The 18,182-nt window shown below is 71.8% G+C and carries 15 protein-coding genes and 1 tRNA gene; 5 read left to right on the top strand and 11 right to left on the bottom strand.

The features are described from left to right. The 6 genes from AC6H2I_RS14555 to AC6H2I_RS14530 form a co-directional block, all read right to left on the bottom strand. On the bottom strand, positions 1-864 hold an 864-nt coding region (locus tag AC6H2I_RS14555), incomplete at its 3' end, for a hypothetical protein (RefSeq protein ID WP_497501377.1). Between the two features lie 43 nt (positions 865-907). After that, positions 908-1,375, bottom strand: coding sequence for a nuclear transport factor 2 family protein (locus AC6H2I_RS14550; RefSeq protein WP_497501376.1), 468 nt, complete (start codon positions 1,373-1,375; stop codon positions 908-910). A gap of 71 nt (positions 1,376-1,446) precedes the next feature. Continuing rightward, positions 1,447-1,935, bottom strand: coding sequence for a cyanase (gene cynS / locus AC6H2I_RS14545; protein ID WP_497501375.1), 489 nt, complete (start codon positions 1,933-1,935; stop codon positions 1,447-1,449). After that, entirely contained in the window at positions 1,932-2,867 is a 936-nt protein-coding gene (locus tag AC6H2I_RS14540; RefSeq protein ID WP_497501374.1) for an ABC transporter ATP-binding protein, read from the bottom strand. Before AC6H2I_RS14540 ends, cynS begins: the two co-directional genes overlap by 4 nt. A 5-nt stretch (positions 2,868-2,872) precedes the next feature. Next, positions 2,873-3,712 carry a nitrate ABC transporter permease gene (gene ntrB / locus AC6H2I_RS14535; RefSeq protein WP_497501373.1) on the bottom strand — a complete coding sequence of 280 codons (840 nt, stop codon included), beginning with the start codon at positions 3,710-3,712 and terminating at the stop codon, positions 2,873-2,875. A 13-nt stretch (positions 3,713-3,725) separates the two neighbouring features. Further along, a complete protein-coding gene (locus AC6H2I_RS14530) occupies positions 3,726-5,087 on the bottom strand; it encodes a CmpA/NrtA family ABC transporter substrate-binding protein (RefSeq protein WP_497501372.1) in 1,362 nt (453 codons plus the stop codon). A gap of 205 nt (positions 5,088-5,292) precedes the next feature. Here AC6H2I_RS14530 and AC6H2I_RS14525 point away from each other — a divergent pair, with 205 nt between their 5' ends. Next, the gene (locus tag AC6H2I_RS14525) at positions 5,293-7,203 is read left to right on the top strand and encodes a sigma-54 interaction domain-containing protein (RefSeq protein ID WP_497501371.1); all 1,911 of its coding nucleotides are present in this window, start codon (positions 5,293-5,295) and stop codon (positions 7,201-7,203) included. 63 nt (positions 7,204-7,266) lie between these two features. On the opposite strand, the gene katE is transcribed toward AC6H2I_RS14525, so the two are convergent. The 4 genes from katE to AC6H2I_RS14505 all read right to left on the bottom strand — a co-directional run bounded on the left by katE (position 7,267) and on the right by AC6H2I_RS14505 (position 11,777). Continuing rightward, the gene (gene katE, locus AC6H2I_RS14520) at positions 7,267-9,396 is read right to left on the bottom strand and encodes a catalase (protein ID WP_497501370.1); all 2,130 of its coding nucleotides are present in this window, start codon (positions 9,394-9,396) and stop codon (positions 7,267-7,269) included. Between the two features lie 137 nt (positions 9,397-9,533). Next, complete coding sequence (locus tag AC6H2I_RS14515; protein ID WP_497501369.1) at positions 9,534-10,823, bottom strand: nitrate- and nitrite sensing domain-containing protein; 1,290 nt, start codon at positions 10,821-10,823, stop codon at positions 9,534-9,536. Positions 10,824-11,163: 340 nt separating this feature from the next. Further along, a tRNA-Ala gene (locus tag AC6H2I_RS14510) sits at positions 11,164-11,239 on the bottom strand. A 148-nt stretch (positions 11,240-11,387) separates the two neighbouring features. Beyond that, positions 11,388-11,777, bottom strand: coding sequence for a TIGR02300 family protein (locus tag AC6H2I_RS14505; protein WP_497501368.1), 390 nt, complete (start codon positions 11,775-11,777; stop codon positions 11,388-11,390). 190 nt (positions 11,778-11,967) lie between these two features. Between AC6H2I_RS14505 and ggt the strand changes: the two genes are divergently transcribed. Continuing rightward, positions 11,968-13,797 (top strand): gamma-glutamyltransferase, encoded by a 1,830-nt coding sequence (ggt, locus tag AC6H2I_RS14500; RefSeq protein WP_497501367.1) that lies wholly within the window; start codon positions 11,968-11,970, stop codon positions 13,795-13,797. A 28-nt stretch (positions 13,798-13,825) separates the two neighbouring features. On the opposite strand, the gene AC6H2I_RS14495 is transcribed toward ggt, so the two are convergent. Next, complete coding sequence (locus AC6H2I_RS14495; RefSeq protein WP_497501366.1) at positions 13,826-14,050, bottom strand: hypothetical protein; 225 nt, start codon at positions 14,048-14,050, stop codon at positions 13,826-13,828. A 144-nt stretch (positions 14,051-14,194) separates the two neighbouring features. Here AC6H2I_RS14495 and aroA point away from each other — a divergent pair, with 144 nt between their 5' ends. From aroA to rpsA, 3 genes are all read left to right on the top strand, one after another. Next, entirely contained in the window at positions 14,195-15,538 is a 1,344-nt protein-coding gene (gene aroA, locus AC6H2I_RS14490; protein WP_497501365.1) for a 3-phosphoshikimate 1-carboxyvinyltransferase, read from the top strand. 4 nt (positions 15,539-15,542) lie between these two features. Further along, positions 15,543-16,226 (top strand): (d)CMP kinase, encoded by a 684-nt coding sequence (gene cmk / locus AC6H2I_RS14485; protein ID WP_497501364.1) that lies wholly within the window; start codon positions 15,543-15,545, stop codon positions 16,224-16,226. A 165-nt stretch (positions 16,227-16,391) separates the two neighbouring features. Further along, positions 16,392-18,104: a 30S ribosomal protein S1 gene (gene rpsA / locus AC6H2I_RS14480; RefSeq protein ID WP_497501363.1), complete on the top strand. Its 1,713-nt coding sequence runs from the start codon at positions 16,392-16,394 to the stop codon at positions 18,102-18,104. Positions 18,105-18,182: the final 78 nt, after the last annotated feature.

Raw genomic sequence — 18,182 nt, 5'->3', positions numbered from 1 at the left:
GGGCGCGGCCACGGCCAGCGCACCGATGGCCAGCGCCAGCCGGTCGGCGGCGGCCCCGGTGGTGGCCGCCGCCGCCGCGACGGCGTCGCGCGCGGCCATGGCGGCGGCGGCGGCGGGGCCGTAGGCGGCCCAGGCCGCGGCGGCCTCGGTGAAGGCGGTGGCCTGGTGCGGCACCATCTGCGGCCGCATCGCCTCCAGCCGCCCCCAGGCGGCAGCGGCGCGGTCGCGGAACTGGGCGAACAGGCGGCGGCCCGCCGGGGCGCCGTCCTGCAGGTAGTCGCGCAGGTGGGACGAGGCGATGCCGATGGGACCGCGCACGTCGACGATCTGCGCCAGCAGTTCCTTGCGCTCCGGCGTCGCCGGCAGGGTGCGCTCGGCGTCCAGCATGGTGGTGAGGGCGGCGGTCAGCCGGCTGGACAGCCGGGCGCACGCCTCGCCGGCCTCCGAGCCCGCCGCGGCGTGGCGCCGGCCGGCGGCGGCCGGCGGCGGCGCCGCGGCCAGCAGCGCGGCGACCACGCTGTCCAGTTCGGCCACGGCGCCGGTCAGCGACTCCACCACCAGCCCCTGGGTGGCGGTCAGCAGGCCCCCGGCGGCGGCGATGCGCCGGAAGGCAGCCGCCGAGGTCGCGTAGGACGTGTCGAACGCCGTGCGCAGCGCCGGGTCGCCGGTCGACAGGAAGCCACGGAGATGGCCCATGGCCAGCCCCATGGGGGCGCGGAAATCGGCGAAATCGGCGAGCAGCGCCTTGCGCTCCGGCGTCGCCTCCAGCACCCGCTCCTCGTCGATCAACGCCGTGGCCAGGGCGCCGATCTGCACGCCGAGCCGGGTGCAGTGGCCGCGCAGCGCGTCGGGGGTGGCGGTCATGGGCGGGCTCCGGAATGGGTCGGGACGGGGAAGGGGACGGCCGTCAGAGGCCCAGCTCGGTGAGGCCGGGGTGGTCGGCGGGGCGCGGCCCGGCCTCCCACAGGAAGCGGCGGTCGGCGGCGTCGATGGGCACGTCGTTGATGCTGGCCTCGCGGCGGCGCATCAGGCCGTCGTCGTCGAACTCCCACTGCTCGTTGCCGTAGGCGCGGTACCATTGGCCGGCGCCGTCGTGCCATTCGTACTGGAAGCGCACGGCGATGCGGTTGCCGTCGAAGGCCCACAGCTCCTTGATCAGGCGGTAGTCGTGCTCCTTCTCCCATTTGCGGGTCAGGAACTCGGCGATGGCGGGGCGGCCCTGGAAGAACTCCGACCGGTTGCGCCAGCGGCTGTCCTCGGTGTAGGCCAGCGCCACCCGCTGGGGGTCCCGGCTGTTCCAGGCGTCCTCGGCCATGCGGGCCTTCTGGATGGCGGTCTCGCGGGTGAAGGGGGGCAGGGGCGGGCGTTGCGCCATGGCGGGGTCTCGATGTCTGGGCGGGCGCCCGCAGGGGCCGGCGGGACCGGCCGCCGCGGGCGCGCGCGGGGTCAGGGATTGCCGAAGCCGTACTCGGGCAGGCCTTCTTCGGCGCCGTAGTACTTGTAGGGCAGGAACTTGCCGGTCAGCGTGATCTTGACCCGGTCGCCCTTGGGATGGGCCTTGCGCTCCATCTCCATGTCGAAGTCGATGGCCGACATGATGCCGTCGCCGAACTCCTCCTGGATCAGCTCCTTCATGGTGGTGCCGTAGACCTGGACCACCTCGAAGAGGCGGTAGACCAGCGGGTCGGTCGGCGGCAGCGTCGGCAGCGAGCCGCGGTAGGGGACCTCGTTCAGCAGCTTGGTCTCGGCCTCGGTCAGGCCGAACAGCGCCGCCGCCTTCTCCGCCTGGGGCCTGGGCAGCTTCATCTGGCCCATCAGGGCGGCGGTCAGGAAGATCGGGGAATATCCGCCGATGGCCTCGGCGATGTCGCCCCAGGTCAGACCCTTCTCGCGCTTCACGTCGAGGATCTTTTCGGTCAGGTCGTCGCGCTTCATGGGAGTCTCCGAGTGGCAAACTGGGGAAGGGCGGCGTCGTCGGCATTCTCGTGGGTGTCGGCCGGCGGCACCGGTTGGGGGGCCGCCCCCGGCCGCACCACCGGCGGGTGGCGGCGGTCGTAGCCGGGCGGCGGGGAGTCGCGGAAGGTGCGGCTGCGCGTCACCAGGAAGTCCAGCAGGTGGTTGCGCAGCGTGTAGTAGTGGGGGTGGCGGTGCAGGTCGGTGCGCTCGCGGTCGCGGGGCAGCGGGTTGTCGACGATCTCCGCCACGCAGGCCCCCGGCCCGTTGGTCATCAGGACGATGCGGTCGGCCAGGTACATGGCCTCGTCGACGTCGTGGGTGATCATGAAGGTGGTCTGCCCGGTGTCGAGGCAGATGCGCCGCACCTCGTCCTGGAGCGTGCCGCGGGTCAGCGCGTCGAGCGCCGAGAACGGCTCGTCCATCAGCAGGATCTTGGGCTCGATGGACAGCGCCCGGGCGATGCCGACGCGCTGCTTCATGCCGCCCGACAGCTCGGCCGGGCGCTTGCGCTCCGCCCCGGCCAGCCCGACCAGCGCGATGAAGCGCCGGGCCTGGGTCTCGATCCACTCCCTGGGCTTGTCCGCCCAGCGCGAGCGGACGGCGAAGGTGACGTTGCCCAGCACGCTGCGCCACGGCAGCAGCGCGTGGCTCTGGAAGATCACCGCGCGGTCGAGGCTGGGGCCGGCGATCTCCTGGCCATCGACGATCACCGCGCCCGCGCTGGGCGCGTCGAGACCGGCGAGGATGTTGAGGACCGTCGTCTTGCCGCAGCCGGAATGGCCGATCACGCAGACGAACTCGCCGCGCCTCACCGGCAGCCAGAGGTCCTCGAAGATGGTGGTCTGGCCGCCGCCGGGCGCGGGGTAGCGCCGGGCGATGCCTTCCATCGAGATCAGGGGCTTTTCCGTCATCGCGCTCACTCCGGGAAGGTGACGAGGCGGGCGAGGCGGGCCAGCATCTGGTCGAGCACCATGCCGATGACGCCGATCACCAGGATCGCGGTGATCACGTTGGTGATCGACAGGTTGTTCCACTCGTTCCAGACGAAGTAGCCGATGCCGGTGCCGCCCACGAGCATCTCCGCGGCGACGATCACCAGCCAGGCGATGCCGATGGAGATCCGCATGCCGGTGAGGATGGTCGGGGCCGCGGCGGGCAGGATCACCTGGAAGGCCCGGCGCAGCGGCCCGACCTCCAGGGTGCGGGCGACGTTCAGCCACTCCTTGCGCACGCTGGCCACGCCGAAGGCGGTGTTCACCAGCATCGGCCACAGCGAGCAGATGAAGATCACGAAGATGGCCGACAGCCCGCTGTCCTTGATGGTGTAGAGGGCCAGCGGCATCCAGGCGAGCGGCGAGATCGGCTTCATCACCTGGATGAAGGGATCGAGGGCCTTCGACATCAGCGGCGACATGCCGATGAGGAAGCCGGCGGGCACCGCCACCAGCACCGCCAGCAGATAGCCGATGGCGACCCGGCCGATCGAGTAGGCGATCTGGATGCCCACGCCCATGTCGTTGGTGCCGTTGACGTAGAACGGGTCGCGCAGGTGCTTCCACAAGGTGGCGCCGACCTCCAGGGGCCCCGGCATCGCCGAGGCCCCCTGGGTCGCCGTCGCCCCCATCAGCGCGGCGTATTCCGGGTCCATGTCCGCGGCGACCCCGCTGCCGCGGGTCGCCAGGTGCCAGACCAGGAGGAACGCCCCGAGGATGAGGACGGAGAGCACCCCGGCGCGCAGGGTGAGGGAGCCGGTCATGCCGTCGGCCTCCTCAGCCCGTGCGCTTGATGGCGAAGGAGTTGACGTAGCCCTCGGGGTCGGCCGGATCGAAGACCTTGCCCATCACCGAGAAGCTCTTGCTGGTCGCCTCCGGCGGGGTCAGGCCGGCGTCCTTCATCAGGCGCGCGGCGTCGGTGGCGAGGTAGACCTTCTTGGCCAGCGCGGCGTAGTCCACGTCGCCCTGGATCTGGCCCCAGCGCTTCATCTGGGTGAGGATCCACACCGCGAAGCTCTCCCACGGGAACGGGTCGAAGTCGATGCGGTCCGGCACCTTCTTCACGTTGCCCAGGCCGTCGGCGAAGGTCCCGGTCAGCACCTGCTCGACCACCGTCACCGGCTGGTTCAGGTAGTTGGCCGGGGCGATCGCGGCGGCGATCTCCTTGCGGTTCTCCGGCTTGGTGGCGTAGGCGGTCGATTCCATGATCGCCCGCATCAGCGCGGCGTAGGTGTTCGGCATCTCCGTGACGAACTTTTCCGACGCGGCGAAGGCGCAGCAGGGGTGGCGGTCCCAGATGTCCTTGGACAGGATGTGGATGAAGCCGACGCCGTCGTAGACCGCGCGCTGGTTGACCGGGTCCGGGGCGAGGAAGCCGTCGAGATTGTCGGCGCGCAGGTTGGCGACCATCTCGGGCGGCGGCACCGAGCGGATCTGGACGTCGGCGTCGGGATCGATCCCGGCCTCGGCCAGGTAGTAGCGCAGCAGGTAGTTGTGCATGGAGTAGTCGAAGGGCACCCCGAACTTGAAGCCCTTCCAGTCCTTGGGATCGCGCCGGTCCTTGTGCTTCATGGCCAGGGTGATGGCCTGGCCGTTGACGTTCTCCACCGCCGGCATGGTGTAGGGGATGGGGTTGGAGCCGGCCCCCATGGTGATGGCCAGCGGCATCGGCGACAGCATGTGGGCGGCGTCGTACTCGCCGTTCAGGGTCTTGTCGCGAACCACGGCCCAGCCCGCCGTCTTCACCACCTCCACGTTCAGCTTGTGCTTCTCGTAGAAGCCCATGGGGTGGGCCATGATGATCGGCGTGGCGCAGGTGATGGGGATGAAGCCGACCTTGAGATCCGTCTTCTCCAGCGGGCCGGTGGCGGCGAACGCGTCGGCCACCATGCCCATCGGCAGCACCGAGGCGAGGGCCGCGGCGGCGGTGGAGCTTCCCACCGCGCGCAGGAAGGCGCGCCGGGTGGTGTCGTTGGGGAACAGGGCGCGCATGACCGCACCCTCGACGACGCGGCTGAGGCGGGCGTCCTCGCCGGCCAGCGCGGCGTTGTGCTCGGCCTGGGAGGCATGGTGGCCGCACGAGCAGCCGGAGCGGGTCAGGGTGCGTCCTTGGTCGAAGGGATCGTCGAAGGTGGCCATGGTCTTTTCCTTCTCCTCGGGGCGACGCGGGCGGTCGCGTTCGGCTCGCCGGGGTCAGAGCAACAGGCGTGCCACCTTGGGATAGGGGGGTGGACGCCGCGGAATCCGCGGCCCGCGGGGCGCCCCGTCCGCGGTGCGGCCTTGACGAGATGTCGCGAATGACGAATTATCGTGACGGCAATCGCGACATTTCGTGAGGCGGCCCGTGGACGGCGGTGCGATCGAGGGGGTGGAGGGGCGGGCGTTCCGGCACGGCGTGGACGCGGCCATTGTGGTGGCGTTCGACACCGGGCGGATCGTCGACGCCAACCCCGCGGCGTGCCGCCTGCTGGGCTACGACGGCACCCTGCTGTGCGGCATGAGCATCACCGACCTGCACCACGGCCAGGAGCCGGCGCTGCTGGTGTTCACCGAGGCGGTGATCGCCAAGGGCCAGTGGTGGACGCGCGCGCTGACCGCGCGCCACGCCGGGGGCCGGCAGCTCCGCCTGGAATGCGCGGGCACGCTGCTGCCCGGCGGCGACGCCATGCTGCTGGCCTTCTACGACCTGGACGCCCGGCGCCGGCGCGACATCGACGAGGAGGGCGAGCTCTACCTGCGCGACGGCATCAGCCACTGGCGCCGGGTCGAGCGGGTGTTCCAGGACATCGAGCGGGAGAACCACCTGATCCTCCAGGCGGCGGGGGAGGGCATCTACGGCGTCAACGCCGAGGGCAAGGCGACCTTCGTCAACCCCGCCGCCGAGCGCATCCTGGGCTGGCCGGCCGAGCAGCTGCTGGGCCGGGACATCCACTCGGTCATGCATCACCACCACGCCGACGGGTCCGAATACCCGGCCCACGAGTGCCCGATCTACGCCGCCTTCCGCGACGGCCAGGTGCACCGGGTGTCGGACGAGGTGTTCTGGCGGCGTGACGGCAAGCCGATCTGGGTGGAGTACACCTCCACGCCGATCCGCGTCGCCGACACGGTGGCGGGCGCCGTGGTCGTGTTCCGCGACGTCACCCAGCGCCACGAGGCCGACGGCCGCCTGCGTGCCGCCCTGGCCGAGGTCGACCGGCTGCGCGAGCGGCTGGAGCAGGAGAACGCCTACCTCCAGGAGGAGATCCGCATCACCTCCAACCACCGCGGCATCATCGGCCGCAGCGCCGCGGTGGAGAAGATCCTCCAGCAGGTGGACCTGGTGGCGCCCACCGACGCCTCGGTGCTGATCACCGGCGAGTCCGGGACCGGCAAGGAGCTGATCGCGCGGGCCATCCACGACGCCAGCCAGCGGTCGGGCCGGCCGCTGATCCGGGTGAACTGCGCGGCGATCCCGCGCGAGCTGTTCGAGAGCGAGTTCTTCGGCCACGCCCGCGGCGCCTTCACCGGGGCGCTGCGCGACCGCGTCGGCCGCTTCGAGCTGGCCGACGGCGGCACCCTGTTCCTCGACGAGGTCGGCGAGATCCCCTACGACCTCCAGGGCAAGCTGCTGCGCGTTCTCCAGGACAGCCAGTTCGAGCGGGTCGGGGACGAGCGCACCCGCAAGGTCGACGTGCGCATCGTCGCCGCCACCAACCGCGACCTGCGCGACGAGGTCGAGCGCGGCCGGTTCCGCCGTGACCTCTATTTCCGCCTCGACGTCTTCCCCATCGAATCCCCGCCCCTGCGCGAGCGGCCCGAGGACATCCCGCTGCTGGCCGCCCATTTCCTGCGCGACGCCGCGCGCAAGGGTCGCGGCGGCGACCTCACCCTGACCGAGGGCGACGTGCGCAAGCTGATGGCCTATCCCTGGCCGGGCAACGTGCGCGAGCTGCAGAACGTGATGGAGCGGGCCGCCATCCTCGCCAAGAACGGGCGCATCGCCCTGGACCTGCCGGTGCCGGGCACCGAGGAGACGCCGCCGCCCGCGGGAACCGCGACGGGCGCCGGCGCCGACGGCGTGGAGACCGAGCGCGAGCGGCGGGCGCGCCTGCGCGGCAACCTGCTGGCCGCCCTGGAGGCGGCCGGCGGCAAGGTGTCCGGTCCGGGCGGCGCGGCCGAGCGCCTCGGCCTGCCGCCCACCACCGTCAGCTCACGGATGAAGGCGCTGGGCATCGACCCCCGGACCGTGCGTGCCCGAAGCCGGGCGGACTGACCCTCTCCCTCTCCCTTCCCACACCCCTTCCCCTCCCCCGGCCGGGGGAGGGGAAGGTCGCCATCACACCGCGTGCACCAGCGGCTCGCGGTCCCAGAAGCGCAGGGCGCGGCAGGCGGTGACGAAGCCGGCCGTGTCGGCGGGGTCGGCCAGCGCCACCATGCCCGCGTCCGGCACCGCCCCCGCCGCGTCCAGCAACGGCTTGGCGTCCGCCGTGAAGGCGATGAACTTGGCGTGGGCGTAGGCGTCGCTGACGAAGTCCTTGGCCGTCGCCTCCTTGGCGAGCAGCGCCGTGCCCTCCTTGGAGATCAGCACGGCCACCGCGTCGTAGAGCACCGAGGGGCCGCCGGTGATCTTCTGCTTGGCCGGGCGCAGGCTGCCGTCGCTCAAGGTGACGCCGCCCACCGTGGGCGCCACCAGCTCCACCATGGCGCCCTCCTCGGCCGCCGCCTTCTCGAGCGCCGCCAGCAGGGCGGCGTCGGTGCCGTTGCTGACCAGCGCCCCGATCTTGCGGCCCTTGAAGCGGTCCGGCCCGTTCTTGAGGATGCTCAGCGCCGGCGACGGGGCGAGGCCGTCGACCACCTTGCGGGCCGGCGTGGCGGCCTTGGGCAGCTCGGTCATCCCCAGCCCGTCGGCCACCGCCTTGGCCAGGGTCTTGTCCACGTTCAGCAGGTGGGCGACCATGCGCGCCCGGATCGCCGGGGTCTCGACCTTGCTCAGCTCGAAGGTGAAGGCGCCCTTGATGTGCTCCTGCTCCACCGGGGTCTGGCTGAGGTAGAACTGGCGCGCCTGGCTGTAGTGGTCGGCGAACAGCTCGCTGCGGGCGCGCCGCTTCTCCCCGCTCTCCGGCGCGGGATGGCTGCGGAAGCCCCGCTCAGGGTCCTCGCGGGGGCCGCCCGCCGCCCCGCCCCAGGAGTTCGGCTCGTAGTTCGCCCGGCCCTTGGGGTTGTGGAAGGCCATGTGGCCATCCTGCTGGAAATGGTGGAACGGGCACTTCGGCGCGTTGATCGGCAGGTGGTTGAAGTTGGGGCCGCCCAGCCGCTTCAACTGGGTGTCCAGGTAGGAGAAGTTGCGGCCCTGGAGCAGCGGGTCGTTGGTGAAGTCGATGCCGGGCACGATGTTGTTGGTCTGGAACGCCACCTGCTCGGTCTCGGCGAAGAAGTTGTCGACGCAGCGGTTGAGCACCAGGCGGCCGACGCGGCGCACCGGGACGTCCTCCTCCGGGATGATCTTGGTGGGATCGAGGACGTCGAAGGGGAAGGTGTCGGCGAAGGCCTCGTCGAAGAGCTGCATGCCGAGCTCCCATTCCGGGAAGTCGCCGGACTGGATGGCGTCCCACAGGTCGCGGCGGTGGAAGTCGGGATCGGCGCCGTTCAGCTTCAGCGCCTCGTTCCACGCCACCGACTGCAGGCCCAGCTTGGGCTTCCAGTGGAACTTCACGAAGGTCGACCCGCCCTCGGCGTTGACCAGCCGGAAGGTGTGGACGCCGAACCCCTCCATGAAGCGGAACGAGCGCGGGATCGTCCGGTCCGACATGATCCACAGCGCCATGTTCATGGCTTCCGGGCTCAGCGAGATGAAGTCCCAGAAATTGTCGTGGGCGGTCTGCGCCTGGGGGAAGCCGCGGTCGGGCTCCTGCTTGGCGGCGTGGATCAGGTCGGGGAACTTGATGGCGTCCTGGATGAAGAACACCGGGATGTTGTTGCCGACGAGATCCCAGTTCCCTTCCTTGGTGTAGAACTTCACGGCGAAGCCGCGGACGTCGCGGGCCACGTCGGCCGAGCCCTTGTTGCCGGCGACGGTGGAGAATCGCACGAACACCGGCGTCTGCTCGCCGGCGCGCTGGAAGATGTCGGCGGCGGTGACGTCGGCGAGGGAGTCGTAGGTTTCGAAGACGCCGTGGGCGCCGAAGCCGCGGGCGTGCACCACGCGCTCGGGGATGCGCTCGTGGTCGAAGTGGAAGATCTTCTCACGGAGGTGGAAATCCTCCATCAGCGTCGGCCCGCGGCTCCCCAGCTTCAGCGAGTTCTGGTCGTCGGACACCGGCGTGCCCTGCTGGGTGGTCAGCGTCGGCACGTCGCCACCGGCCGTCTGGTGGGTCTCGCCGCCGGCGCCGCGCTGGATCTTCTCGTCGCCGATGGTGGCGGCTTTCAAGGACTTGGCAGGGGGTTTGGCAGGGGGCGTGGTGGCCATGGTTCTCTCCGCGTTCCGGGTGTCGGGTGGCAAGCGCGACCGGTGCCGCGCAAGCGCCTCGGCGGAGACAACATCTGGAATTGTTCTAAGATGCGTCCGCGGAAAAATAAAAGTCGCGGCGCGCCGATCCGGCGTGCCTATCCGGCGTTTGGCCCGCCCTGGGTCGCGCCGAGGATCTCGGCCATGCTGACCACCGCCTCGGCCACCTGGACGATGCGCTTGTTCTGATTCATCGCGGTCCGGCGCAGCAGCGCGTAGGCCTCCTTCTCGCCCAGGCCGCGGCTGGTCATCAGCAGGCCCTTGGCGCGGTCGATGACCTTGCGCTCGTGCAGGGCGGCGCGGGCGGATTCGAGCTGGCTGCTGATGTCCTGGAGCAGCCGGGTCTGCGCGCCCATCAGGTCGCCCACCGAGCGCATCAGCCGCGGCCGGACGCCGTCCAGGGTGTAGAGCCCGGACACCGCCCCGTCACCGGTGGCCGCGGCGGCGGGCACCCCGTCCATCACCAGCATGGCGACGGGCGCCGCCGTCTCGGCCCCGAAGCCGGTCCCGCCGCCCAGCCCGCCGCCCAGCCCGCCGCCCAGCCGGCCATCGGCGTCGGCCTGCTCCAGGTCGCGCCGCGCCGCGGCCAGGGTGGTGGCGCAGAGCTGGCGCAGTTCGTCCACCAGGGCGTCCTCAACCGCCTTCATGGCGTCGATCCGGGCGGTGGCCTGTTCGTACCAGGCCTCGGCGGTGATCCCGGTCGGGCTGCCGGTCAGCGCCGCCTTGCGCATCCGCTCCACCACGGCGTTGGCGGGAATGGCCAGGGCGTCGCGCAGACGGACGACCTGGGCGGGCTCGGCGAACTCCTCGAAGACCCGGAACGCGCGGTCCTGGGCCACCGTCAGGTGGAGGATGCAGCGTTGGTCGGCGGCGTCGAAGACCCCACGCGAGAAGCCGGCTCCGGCGTTGGCGCGCTCCTGGCCGGCGTGCTCCTTGCCCTGGATGAGATGGACCAGCGCCACCAGCCCCCGCGACATCGCCGGTTCGGCGGCGATGTCGGCGGCCTCGAACACCACGGCCAGGAGACGGCCGATGAGGGCGGTGAAGGCGGCGACCGCGTCAAGCGGCGCCGGCGCCAGCGCGCGGATCTGCGCGCGCAGAGCCTCGACCCCGTCGAGCGCCAGCAGGGCGTCGGCAACCCGGCCGTAGAAGCGCGCGCCCGAACTCATCCGGTCGAGCCGCTCGGCCACCCGCTCCAGGCGGTCGCGCACCACAGCGTCCAGGCTGCGGCATTCCGCGCTCCGCCGCTCCAGGCGCTCGGCGAAGCGCCCGCCGTTGGAGCCGAGGAAGATCGAGGAGGCGCCGCGTTCCTTCTGCAGGGCGTGGATCAGGTCGCCGATGTCATGGACCAGCTCGCTGACCGCCGACAGCTGGTCCAGGTCGCGCACACGGCACTGCAGCGCCGTGCGTCGGAAGCGCGCGGCGGGCGAGAGTGGTTCCGGCGCCCGCGCCGGTCGCGCCTGGGGTTCCAACGCTGATCCCTCCACGGGTTTCGCGACGCCGGCCACGGTGGCCACCGCCCGGCTGCCCCGCCGTCGTGGCAATCGTCATGCCACGGGGCCGCGTCCTCGGTCGCATCCTCGGTCGCGTCCGATCGGCCGCCGGCGCGACGGAAATGCCTGAAAACAAGGCAGAGGACGGCGCCTGTTTGGGCGGCCGGGCCGGTCCCCGCGACGAGGCCCGCGCACACGAAAAAGCCCGCGCATCGCTGCGCGGGCCTTCGTGTCTTGGTGGAGCCAAGGAGGATCGAACTCCTGACCTCTACAATGCCATTGTAGCGCTCTCCCAGCTGAGCTATGGCCCCGAAACCTGGGATGCCGCCGGTGCCGGCGGCGTCGGTGGAGCGGGATATAGGTCGGGTCGTGCCCGCCACGCAAGGGAAAAAACAGCGCCGTGGCCATTTTTCCCCGCCCCGCTCCGCACCGCCTCGCGGCGGTGCCGGCACCGCCGCGTCAGCGCTCGTCGTCGTCCTCGCCCTCGACGTCCACCACCTCGTCGACGTCGTCCTCGCCGAGTTCGGAGGTGTCCTCGATCAGCACGTCGTCGTCCTCGTCGGGGGTGTCGTCGCCACCCTCTTCGATGTCCTCGACGGAGACGTCCTCGGTGTCCTCGGTCTCCTTCTCGGTGTCCTCGCTTTCGGTGTCGAGATCCTCGTCGACGACCTTCGGCTTTGCCTTCACCTCTTCCACCGGCGCCGGGCGGGCGCGGCGCGACTTCAGCAGCGCCTCCGGGTCGAAGGTGGTCCCGCAGGTCGGGCAGACGGGCGGTTCCTTGCGCATGTCATAATAGCGCGCGCCGCAGCTCGGGCAGATGCGCTTGACGCCCCATTCCGGTTTCGCCACGCGAACTCCTCCGTCATTCCCGAAAATTCATCAAGGCCGGCCCTTTGCCATGGCCAGGGCCGCTTGTCAAAAGGATTTCCCCGGCGCCCGGTCGAAGGGAACCGCTTTGCCGCTGCTCTCGGCCCTTACGCCGCCGGCCGGCGCTTCCTAAAATGGCGCGCGCAACGCCCCGGGGGAGGGACACGGACCCATGACCGCGACCGCCATCACTGTTGTCACCGGCACCGCGAACCGGCGGGCCAGGGCCCGCTGGCCCACCGCCCTGGCCCTGGCCCTGGTCCTGGTCCTGGTCCCGGCTCTGGCGGTGGCCGGCCTGGCCAGCCCGGCCGGCGCCGTCAGCGACGTCGCGCCGGAAGGCCACACCGGCCGGGTCGAGCGTGCGCTCGGCACCGCCCGCCACTTCATGGCCGCCGCCGCCAACCCGCTGGCCGCCGACGCCGGGCGGACGATCCTGCGGGCCGGCGGCAGCGCCGTCGACGCCACGGTCGCCATGCAGATGGTGCTGGGGCTGGTGGAGCCGCAGAGCTCCGGCCTGGGCGGCGGTGCCTTCCTGCTGCACTGGGACCAGGCGGCCGGCGAACTGACCAGCCTGGACGGCCGCGAAACCGCGCCGGCGGCGGCGACGCCGGACCGCTTCCTCGGCCCCGACGGCCGGCCCATGGACTTCTACGACGCCGTGGTCGGCGGCCGCTCGGTCGGCGTTCCCGGGGTCCTGCGCCTGCTGGAGACGGCGCACCGCCGGCACGGCCGGCTGCCCTGGGCCGCCCTGTTCGAGCCGGCGATCCGCCTCGCCGAGGCCGGATTCCCGGTGTCGCCGCGCCTGCACGGCCTGCTGGCCCGGGACGCCCACCTCAGCCGCGACCCGGCGGCGCGCGCCCTCTACTACACCGCCGATGGGGCGCCGCTGCCGGTCGGCGCGACCCTGCGCAACTCGGCCTACGCCGCCGTCCTGCGCGCCGTCGCCGCGGGTGGGGTCCGGGCCTTCTACGAAGGCGCCACCGCCGCGGCGATCGCCGCGGCGGTGGCGGCCCATCCGGACAACCCGGGCGACCTGACGCCGGCCGACCTCGCCGCCTACCGCGCCAAGGACCGGCCGCCGGTGTGCGGCGGCTACCGTGGCTACCGGGTGTGCGGCATGGGACCGCCCAGCTCCGGCGGCGTGGCGGTGCTGCAGATCCTCGGCGTGCTCGAATCCCGGGACATGGCGGCGCTGAAGGAGCGCCCGGTCGACGCCGCCCATTGGCTGGCCGAGGCCGGCCGGCTGGCCTTCGCGGACCGCGCCCGCTACCTCGCCGATCCCGACTTCGTGCCGGTGCCGGTGCGCGGCCTGACCGACCCCGGCTACCTCGCCCGGCGGGCCGCGCTGGTCGACCCGCAGCGCTCCATGGGCACCGCCGCGGCCGGTGCGCCGCCGTGGCGGGAGGGGGCGCTCCACGGCGCGTCGGACGGGGTGGAGCACGGCACCTCCCACCTCGTCGTGGTGGACGGGGCCGGCAACGCGGTCTCCATGACCACCTCCGTCGAGAGCGCCTTCGGGGCGCGGCTGATGGTGCAGGGGGTGCTGCTCAACAACCAGCTCACCGACTTCGCCTTCGACCCCGTGGCCGTCGAGGACGGGGTCGCCCGCCCGGTCGCCAACCGGGTGGAGCCGGGCAAGCGGCCGCGCAGCTCCATGGCGCCCACCGTGGTCTTCCGCCCCGACGGCTCGCTCTACGCCGTGCTCGGCGCGCCCGGCGGCAGCCAGATCATCGGCTACGTGGTCAAGACGCTGGTCGCGCTGATCGACTGGCAGCTCGACCCGCAGCGGGCGGTCGACCTGCCCAACGTCGGCAGCCGCAACGGCCCGACCGAGCTGGAGACGGGGACCGAGGCCGAGGGCTGGGCGGCGGCGTTGGAGGCGCGCGGCCACGCCGTGCGGCTGATGGAGATGACCTCGGGCACCCAGGCCATCCTGGTGACCCCCGACGGCCTGCTGGGCGGTGCCGACTCGCGGCGCGAGGGGGCGGCGGTGGGAGAGTGAGGTCGGTGAGTGAGGTCGGCGCGTGCGGCTAGCCCGCCGTCTGGGCGGCGGCGGGGGCGGCCGGCTGCGGGGCGCAGCGGGCCTCGGTGAAGATGACCACCGCGGTGCCGTTGTGGCACACCACGTCGGCGTAGAGCACGGCGGCCGTGTCCTGGCGGCGCCACCGGCTCGGCGCGCCGAGGAAACGGTAGCCGTCGGCGGCGAGGAACCGCTCCGCGTCGCCGCGGCTCGGGAAGCGCCGTGTCGTCTTCATGGCCGCCCCTCCGGTCGGTTCTGTTGACGGTCGCTGCGGGGGGAAACGCGGCCGGCGGGGGTGCGTTCCATCGCTCGCATCACCGGGGCGCCTGTGTTAGGAACTCCGCCCAACGTCGAACCACCATGCCCGAGGGCCCGATCCATGCCGCAGGCGACGCCGCTGCGCTCCTCGTCCACCGGCGCGCTCGCCGGTACCGTCCGCGTGCCCGGCGACAAGTCGATCTCCCACCGCGCCCTCATGTTCGGGGCGCTGGCGGTCGGCGAGACCGTCGTCCACGGCCTGCTGGAGGGGGAGGACGTCCTGCACACCGCGGCCGCCATGCGGGCGCTGGGGGCCCGCGCGGACCGCGATGCGGCCGGCGTCTGGCGGGTGCGCGGCGTCGGCGTCGGCGGCCTGGGCGAGCCCGCCCAGGTGCTCGACATGGGCAACAGCGGCACCGCGGCACGCCTGCTGATCGGCCTGGTGGCGGCCCATCCCGTCACCGCCGTGTTCACCGGCGACGCGTCGTTGAACAAGCGGCCGATGGCCCGGGTCATCGGCCCGCTGGAGCAGATGGGGGCGCGCTTCGTCGGCCGCTCCGGCGGCCGCCTGCCGCTGGCGGTGGTGGGCAGCGACCGGGCGGTGCCCATCACCTACCGCCTGCCGGTGGCCTCGGCCCAGGTCAAGTCGGCGGTGCTGCTGGCCGGGCTCAACACGCCGGGTGTCACCACGGTGATCGAGGCCGAGCCGACCCGCGACCACACCGAGCTGATGCTGCGCCATTTCGGCGCCACCGTGACCACCGAGCGCCTGGAGGACGGCGCGCTCGCCGTGTCGGTCACCGGCCAGCCCGAACTGACCGGGCGCCCCATCCACGTGCCGGCCGACCCCAGCTCGGCCGCCTTCCCGGCGGTGGCGGCGCTGCTGCGCCCGGGGTCGGAGGTGGTGCTGACCGACGTCGGCATGAACCCGCGCCGCACCGGCCTCTACGACACGCTGTTGGAGATGGGCGCCGACATCGCCGCTCTGAACCGCCGCGACCAGGCGGGCGAGCCGGTGGCCGACCTGCGGGTGCGCGGCAGCGCGCTGAAGGGCGTCGTCGTGCCGGCCGAGCGGGCGCCGTCGATGATCGACGAGTACCCGGTGCTGGCCGTCGCCGCGGCCTTCGCCCAGGGCACCACCACCATGCTCGGCCTCAAGGAGCTGCGGGTGAAGGAGAGCGACCGCCTGGCCATGGTCGCCGAGGGGCTGACCCGCTGCGGCGTGCGGGTCGAGGTCGGGGCCGACGACAGCCTCACCGTCCACGGCACCGGCGCGGCCGCCCCGCCGCGTGGCGGGGCCACCGTGGCGACCGCCATGGACCACCGCATCGCCATGAGCTTCCTGGTCTTCGGCATGGCCTCGGCCGAGCCGGTCCGGGTCGACGACGGCGCCTTCATCGAGACCAGCTTCCCCGGCTTCGTCGCCCTGATGAACGGGCTGGGCGCGGCGATCGCGCAGGGGTGACGCCATGATCCCGTCCACCGTCATCGCCATCGACGGCCCCGCCGCATCCGGCAAGGGCACCCTGGCGCGGCGCCTCGCCGCCACCTTCGGCTTCGCCCATCTCGACACCGGGCAGCTCTACCGCGCCGTCGGCGTGGCCGTGCTGCGCGCCGACAAGGACCCCGCCGACGCGGTGTTCGCCGCCCAGGCCGCCCGCGCGCTCAAGCCCGACGACGCCATCCTCAAGGACCCGGCGCTGCGCTCCGACGAGGCGGCCCAGGCCGCCTCCAAGGTGGCGTCGGTGCCCGACGTCCGCCAGGCCCTGCTGGAGTTCCAGCGCGCCTTCGCCGGCCATCCGCCGGGCGGTGCGGCGGGGGCCGTGCTGGACGGCCGGGACATCGGCACCGTGGTCTGCCCGGACGCCGGCGCCAAGCTCTACGTGACCGCTTCGGTGGAGGTGCGGGCCGAGCGGCGACTCAAGGAGTTGCGGGATCGCGGGATCCCCGCTATACCTGAGGCCGTCCTGGAGGACATGAAGGCCCGTGATGCGCGCGACAGCCAGAGAGCGGTGGCCCCGCTCAAGCCGGCTGGCGACGCATTTGTGCTTGATACGTCCGCGTTGGGCGCCGACGCGGCGTTCGATGCGGCCGTCGCCTACATCGCCTCGACCACCGGCATCCGGGCCCCTGGGCCCCTCGCCGGGCGGTAGGAGCGGGCGGGGCACGAAGCCAGCGGATCGGGGTCGGTCCACCCAGGGAACAGTCAACCCAAGTCGCCGGGCGTGGGGCCCGGTGCGGCGGTCCGGTCGAATCCTCTCCATGTTGCCGTGGAGGCGGAAGCGACGGGGCGCTTTTTTGCAACCTTAGGAGTTTCGATGGCACAAGCTATGGCCAAGACCGGCGAAGAGGGCAAGGAGAGCTTTGCCGCTCTTCTGGAGGAGTCGCTGGGCACCAGCGAGAGCCTGGAGGGCACCGTCGTCAAGGGCCGCGTCGTTACCGTCGAGAACGACATGGTCACCATCGACGTCGGCCTGAAGTCCGAAGGCCGGGTCGCGCTGAAGGAGTTCGCCCAGCCCGGTCAGCCGGCTGAGCTGAAGACCGGGGACACCGTCGAGGTGTACCTGGAGCGCATGGAGGACAAGAACGGCGAGGCCGTGCTGTCCCGCGAGAAGGCCAAGCGCGAAGAGGCGTGGACCCAGCTCGAGAAGGCGTTCAACGACCAGCAGCGCGTCACCGGCGTCATCTTCGGCCGGGTCAAGGGCGGCTTCACGGTCGACCTCAACGGCGCCGTGGCGTTCCTGCCGGGCTCGCAGGTGGACATCCGTCCGGTGCGCGACATCTCGCCGCTGCTGGGCACCCCGCAGCCGTTCCAGATCCTGAAGATGGACCGCTCGCGCGGGAACATCGTGGTGTCGCGCCGCGCCGTGCTCGAGGAGAGCCGTGCGGAGGCCCGGTCGGAGCTGGTGGCCAACCTCAAGGAAGGCCAGGTTCTGCAGGGTGTGGTCAAGAACATCACCGACTACGGTGCGTTCGTCGACCTGGGCGGCGTGGACGGCCTGCTGCACGTCACCGACATCGCCTGGCGCCGCATCAACCACCCCTCCGAGGCGCTGCAGATCGGCCAGACCGTCACGGTCCAGGTCATCCGCTTCAACCCGGAGACCCAGCGCATCAGCCTCGGCATGAAGCAGCTCGAGGCGGATCCGTGGGAGGGCGTGGAGGCCAAGTACCCGGTCAGCGCCCGCTTCAAGGGCCGCGTCACCAACATCACCGACTACGGCGCCTTCGTGGAGCTGGAGCCGGGGATCGAGGGCCTGGTGCACGTCTCCGAGATGTCGTGGACCAAGAAGAACGTCCATCCGGGCAAGATCGTGTCGACCTCCCAGGAGGTCGAGGTCATGGTCCTGGACGTGGATCCGCAGAAGCGCCGCATCAGCCTCGGCCTGAAGCAGTGCCTCGACAACCCGTGGGAGACCTTCCTCGACAAGTTCGGCCCGGGCACGGAGCTGGAGGGCGAGGTCAAGAACATCACCGAGTTCGGTCTGTTCGTGGGTCTGCCCGGCGACATCGACGGCATGGTGCACATGTCCGACCTCGACTGGAACAAGTCGGGCGAGGAGGCGATCGCCGAGTTCAAGAAGGCCGATCGCGTCAAGGTCAAGGTGCTGGACGTCGACGTCGAGAAGGAGCGCATCTCGCTCGGCATCAAGCAGCTCGCCTCCGATCCCTTCGAGTCGGCGACCGCCGGCCTGAAGAAGGGCGACGTGGTGACCTGCACGGTGACCCAGGTCACCGACGGTGGCATCGAGGTCGCGGTGAGCGAGGGCTTTACCGGCTTCATCCGCAAGTCCGACCTGTCGCGCGAGCGCTCCGAGCAGCGCCCCGAGCGCTTCGCGGTGGGTGAGAAGGTCGACGCCAAGGTCACCCAGATCGACCGCGGCTCCCGCCGCATCTCGCTGTCCATCAAGGTCCGCGAGATGGAGGAGGAGAAGCAGGCGATGGCCGAGTACGGTTCGTCCGACTCCGGCGCCTCGCTGGGCGACATCCTCGGCGCCGCCTTGAAGCGCCGCCAGCAGGGCGACGAGTGATCCTCGTTCCCCTCTGAGGGATCGGTACGGAATGGGCCGCCGCGGGCAACCGCGGCGGCCTTTTTCGCATGCCGGCGA

It is taken from the genome of Azospirillum sp. NS33, from assembly GCF_059703765.1.
This window is presented reverse-complemented; position numbering and strand designations above follow the sequence as displayed.

Coding starts and splice junctions, on each gene's coding strand:
- AC6H2I_RS14550 (WP_497501376.1), bottom strand. CDS start 1,375: ATGGCGCAACGCCCGCCCCTGCCCCCCTTCACCCGCGAGACCGCCATC.
- katE (WP_497501370.1), bottom strand. CDS start 9,396: ATGGCCACCACGCCCCCTGCCAAACCCCCTGCCAAGTCCTTGAAAGCC.
- cmk (WP_497501364.1), top strand. CDS start 15,543: ATGATCCCGTCCACCGTCATCGCCATCGACGGCCCCGCCGCATCCGGC.
- AC6H2I_RS14540 (WP_497501374.1), bottom strand. CDS start 2,867: ATGACGGAAAAGCCCCTGATCTCGATGGAAGGCATCGCCCGGCGCTAC.
- ntrB (WP_497501373.1), bottom strand. CDS start 3,712: ATGACCGGCTCCCTCACCCTGCGCGCCGGGGTGCTCTCCGTCCTCATC.
- aroA (WP_497501365.1), top strand. CDS start 14,195: ATGCCGCAGGCGACGCCGCTGCGCTCCTCGTCCACCGGCGCGCTCGCC.
- rpsA (WP_497501363.1), top strand. CDS start 16,392: ATGGCACAAGCTATGGCCAAGACCGGCGAAGAGGGCAAGGAGAGCTTT.
- AC6H2I_RS14530 (WP_497501372.1), bottom strand. CDS start 5,087: ATGGCCACCTTCGACGATCCCTTCGACCAAGGACGCACCCTGACCCGC.
- ggt (WP_497501367.1), top strand. CDS start 11,968: ATGACCGCGACCGCCATCACTGTTGTCACCGGCACCGCGAACCGGCGG.
- AC6H2I_RS14495 (WP_497501366.1), bottom strand. CDS start 14,050: ATGAAGACGACACGGCGCTTCCCGAGCCGCGGCGACGCGGAGCGGTTC.
- cynS (WP_497501375.1), bottom strand. CDS start 1,935: ATGAAGCGCGACGACCTGACCGAAAAGATCCTCGACGTGAAGCGCGAG.